The organism is Streptomyces sp. NPDC048352 (assembly GCF_040651895.1).
In the GTDB taxonomy this organism is placed as follows: domain Bacteria; phylum Actinomycetota; class Actinomycetes; order Streptomycetales; family Streptomycetaceae; genus Streptomyces.
This window is the reverse complement of sequence record NZ_JBEZKZ010000156.1, coordinates 1-3,408: the sequence shown is the minus strand read 5'-3', so window position 1 is coordinate 3,408 and position 3,408 is coordinate 1. Positions and strand designations below refer to the sequence as shown.

The window sequence follows — 3,408 nt, the reverse complement described above, 5'->3', positions numbered from 1 at the left end:
CTGCCCCGGCGGTGCGGTGGAGCGCCGCCCGCGCCTGCCATGGAGTGTCGGGCAGACAGCAGGCGCGGGCGGCGCGGTGCCGGGTCGTCGCACTGTACGAGGGGGAGCCGACGACCGGGCGGCCTCCTTGGCGAGGCTCTTCAGTGAACCGTCCCGGGGCCCCCGCGCGGCAGGGTGCGCAACGCATTTATGCGCGCACTCGCTTCACACCCCGTGTGAAGGAACCGCGGAACGCCCCCGCGCGCACGGCCCAGCCACTAGCCTGATGCCGACGAGCCCTTGGAGGGGCCCATGCAGCCCAACGCCCTGCTCGACGCCCTCCTCGCCGAGGCGGGCATGTCCCGCGCCGGCCTCGCCGCGCACGTCAACCAGGCGGGCCGGTCCCGCGGACTCGCGCTGCGCTACGAGCACACCGCGGTCTCCCGCTGGCTGAAGGGGCAGCGCCCCCGCGGCCAGGTGCCCGACCTGATCTGCGAGGTGCTCGGCGGCCGGCTGCACCGTCCCGTCGGGCTCGACGACATCGGGCTCGGGATCCCCGGCGGGCCGAGACCGCACACCACCCGGCTCAGCGGCTTCGTCGACGGCGCCACCGCCCTGTGGCGCTCCGACGAGCTGGGCCGGCCCGCGCAGCTCTCGGCGCAGGCCCTCACCGGCACCCCGGCCGTCATCCCGGTGTGGGAGTGGGAGAACCCGCCCGAGGACGCCGACGTGTCCCGGGACGGACCGCACCGGATCGGGCCCGAGCACATCGAGGTCCTGCGGGCCGCCCGCGCGCACTACGAGCTGATGTACCGCCGGGCCGGCGGGATGGCCACCCGGGCCCGGATCGTGCGCTTCCTCGGCAGCGAGACCGCCCCGATGCTGCGCGGGAGCTACTCCGACGAGGTGGGCCGCCCGCTGCACCGGGCGACGGGCTCCCTGGTGGCGGTCGCGGGGATCTGCGCGTACGACTGCGACGCCCACGGCCTCGCCCAGCGCTACTTCCACCAGGCGCTGCGGCTCGCCAAGGCCAGCGGGGACCGGGGGCTCGGGGCGTACGTGATCGCGCTGCTCGTCAACCAGTCGCTGCACCTGAGGGAGTACCGCCAGGCCATCGCCTTCGCCGAGGCCGCGCTGCGGGCGGCCGGGCGGGACACCACCCCGGCGCTGGGCGCCGACCTGTACGCGATGCAGGCCAAGGCGTACGCGCAACTCGGCGACGCCTCCGCCGCGTTGGCCTGCATCCGGCGCGCCGAGGCGGCCGCCGAGCGGATCCGGCCCGCCGCCGAGCCCGCCGAGACCGGCTACGTCCAGCCCGGGCTGGTCAACGTACAGGTGGCCGAGGCGCTGCTGAGCCTGGGGGACCTCGACGGGGCGCACGAGCAGGCGGCCGAGGCGGCGGGGACCCCCGCGCACGACCGGGGGCGGGTGCACCGCCTCGCGATGCTGTGCGAGATCCAGCTGCGCCAGGGGGAGGCCGACCGGGCGGTGGCGTCGGCGGCCGAAATGGCCGAGCGGGCCAAGGGGATGGAGTCGCTGCGCCTGCGGGACCGGCTGCGGGCGGTGCGGGGACAGCTGCTGAGCAGCGGGTGCGCGGGTGCCGAGGAGACCGCGCACCTCATCGACGGGGCGCTCCGCGTTCCCCTGTGAGGGCGCGAACTGCTGCCATGTTGCCACCAACGGATGCGAAAGGTGGCACTACCGTGCAGTGGACGAACCTGAGTGAGCAGACCGTGTACAAGAACCGCTGGTTCGACGTGAACCTGGCGGACGTCGAACTCCCCGACGGACGGCACCTGGACCACTTCGTCATCCGGCTGCGGCCGGTCGCCGTCGCCACGGCCGTCAACGAGGCCGACGAGGTGCTGCTGCTGTGGCGGCACCGGTTCATCACCGACAGCTGGGGCTGGGAGCTGCCGGCCGGGGTGGTCGAGGACGGGGAGTCCGTGGAGGCGGCGGCCGCACGGGAGATGGAGGAGGAGTCGGGCTGGCGGCCCGGCCCGCTCCACCACCTGATGACCGTGGAGCCCTCCAACGGGCTGACCGACGCCCGTCACCACCTCTACTGGGCGGACGGGGCCGCGTACGTCGGCGAACCGGAGGACGGCTTCGAGTCCTCACGCCGCGCGTGGGTGCCCCTGGCGCTCGTCCCGGAGATGATCGCGCGCGGGGAGATCCCGGCCGCCAACATGGCGGCCGGGCTGCTCCTGCTGCACCACCTGCGACGGGGCCGGCCCTAGGGGTGCGTCAGCCGTACGGGTAGAAGCCCGAGCCCGTCTTGCGGCCCAGGCGGCCCGCGTCGACCATGCGCTGGAGCAGCGGGGGAGCGGCGTACAGCGGCTCCTTGTACTCCGCGTACATCGAGTCGGCGATCGAGGCGATGGTGTCCAGGCCGATCAGGTCGGACAGCTTGAGCGGGCCCATCGGGTGGGCGCAGCCCAGCTCCATGCCGTTGTCGATGTCCTCGCGGCTCGCGATGCCCGACTCGAACATCCGGATCGCGGACAGCAGGTACGGCACGAGGAGCGCGTTGACGACGAAACCGGACCGGTCCTGGGCGCGGACGGCGTGCTTGCCCAGCACGTCCCGCACCAGGGCCTCGGCCCGCTTGACGGTCTCCTCGCCCGTGGTCAGCGCGGGGATCAGCTCGACCAGCTTCTGCACCGGCGCCGGGTTGAAGAAGTGGATGCCGATGACCTGGTCCGGCCGCGACGTGGCGACGGCCAGCTTGACCAGCGGGATCGAGGAGGTGTTGGACGCCAGGATCGCGTCCGGGCGGGTGATCACCTGGTCGAGGACCTGGAAGATCTCCGTCTTGACCTGCTCGTTCTCGACGACCGCCTCGATGACGAGGTCGCGGTCGGCGAACTCGCCGAGGTCGGTGGTGAAGGTGAGGCGGGCCAGGGTGGCGTCCCGCTCCTCCTCGCTGATCTTGCCGCGTTCGGCGGCCTTGGCCAGCGAGTTGGTCAGCCGGGCCCGGCCGATCTCCAGGGCCTCGCCGGTGGTCTCGGCGACCTTCACCTCAAGACCGCTGCGGGCGCACACCTCGGCGATGCCCGCGCCCATCTGGCCGCAGCCCACCACGCCGACCTTTGCGATGTCGGTCGGGGGGGTAGAGAGGTCCGTCACATCGTGCCTTTCGCTGCTCATCCATCGCGCGGGTCCCCCGTGTTCGGCAGTGGTAACTGCATTCCGGCGCCCGCCACGCCCCCCGACGTTACTCCCGCGTTGCCCCTGACGGCGGAGCGGGGCGGGCATGCTGTGCCCACGCAGGACAATGTCACGGAGAGGGACGGAGTCGTCACATGGCGCAGATCGGACGGCGGGGGCTGCTCGCGGGTGCCGCGGGCGCGCTGGCCGCCACGGCCGGGGGCCCGGCAGCGGCGGCGGGGACCGGAGCGGGTGCGGGAGCAGGGGCGCGGCCGGCGG

The 3,408-nt window shown here is 73.7% G+C and carries 3 protein-coding genes; 2 read left to right on the top strand and 1 reads right to left on the bottom strand.

Going from position 1 to position 3,408, the window contains the following annotated elements; all coding sequences use genetic code 11:
• Positions 1 to 291: 291 nt before the first annotated feature.
• Both AB0D45_RS34665 and AB0D45_RS34660 read left to right on the top strand, forming a co-directional pair.
• Complete coding sequence (locus tag AB0D45_RS34665; RefSeq protein WP_362466649.1) at positions 292 to 1,629, top strand: transcriptional regulator; 1,338 nt, start codon at positions 292 to 294, stop codon at positions 1,627 to 1,629.
• Between the two features lie 53 nt (positions 1,630 to 1,682).
• Positions 1,683 to 2,219, top strand: a complete 537-nt coding sequence (locus tag AB0D45_RS34660) for an NUDIX domain-containing protein (protein ID WP_361607217.1) — start codon at positions 1,683 to 1,685, stop codon at positions 2,217 to 2,219.
• Between the two features lie 7 nt (positions 2,220 to 2,226).
• Here AB0D45_RS34660 and AB0D45_RS34655 read toward each other — a convergent pair whose 3' ends face one another.
• Positions 2,227 to 3,129: a 3-hydroxybutyryl-CoA dehydrogenase gene (locus AB0D45_RS34655; protein ID WP_361607220.1), complete on the bottom strand. Its 903-nt coding sequence runs from the start codon at positions 3,127 to 3,129 to the stop codon at positions 2,227 to 2,229.
• Positions 3,130 to 3,408: the final 279 nt, after the last annotated feature.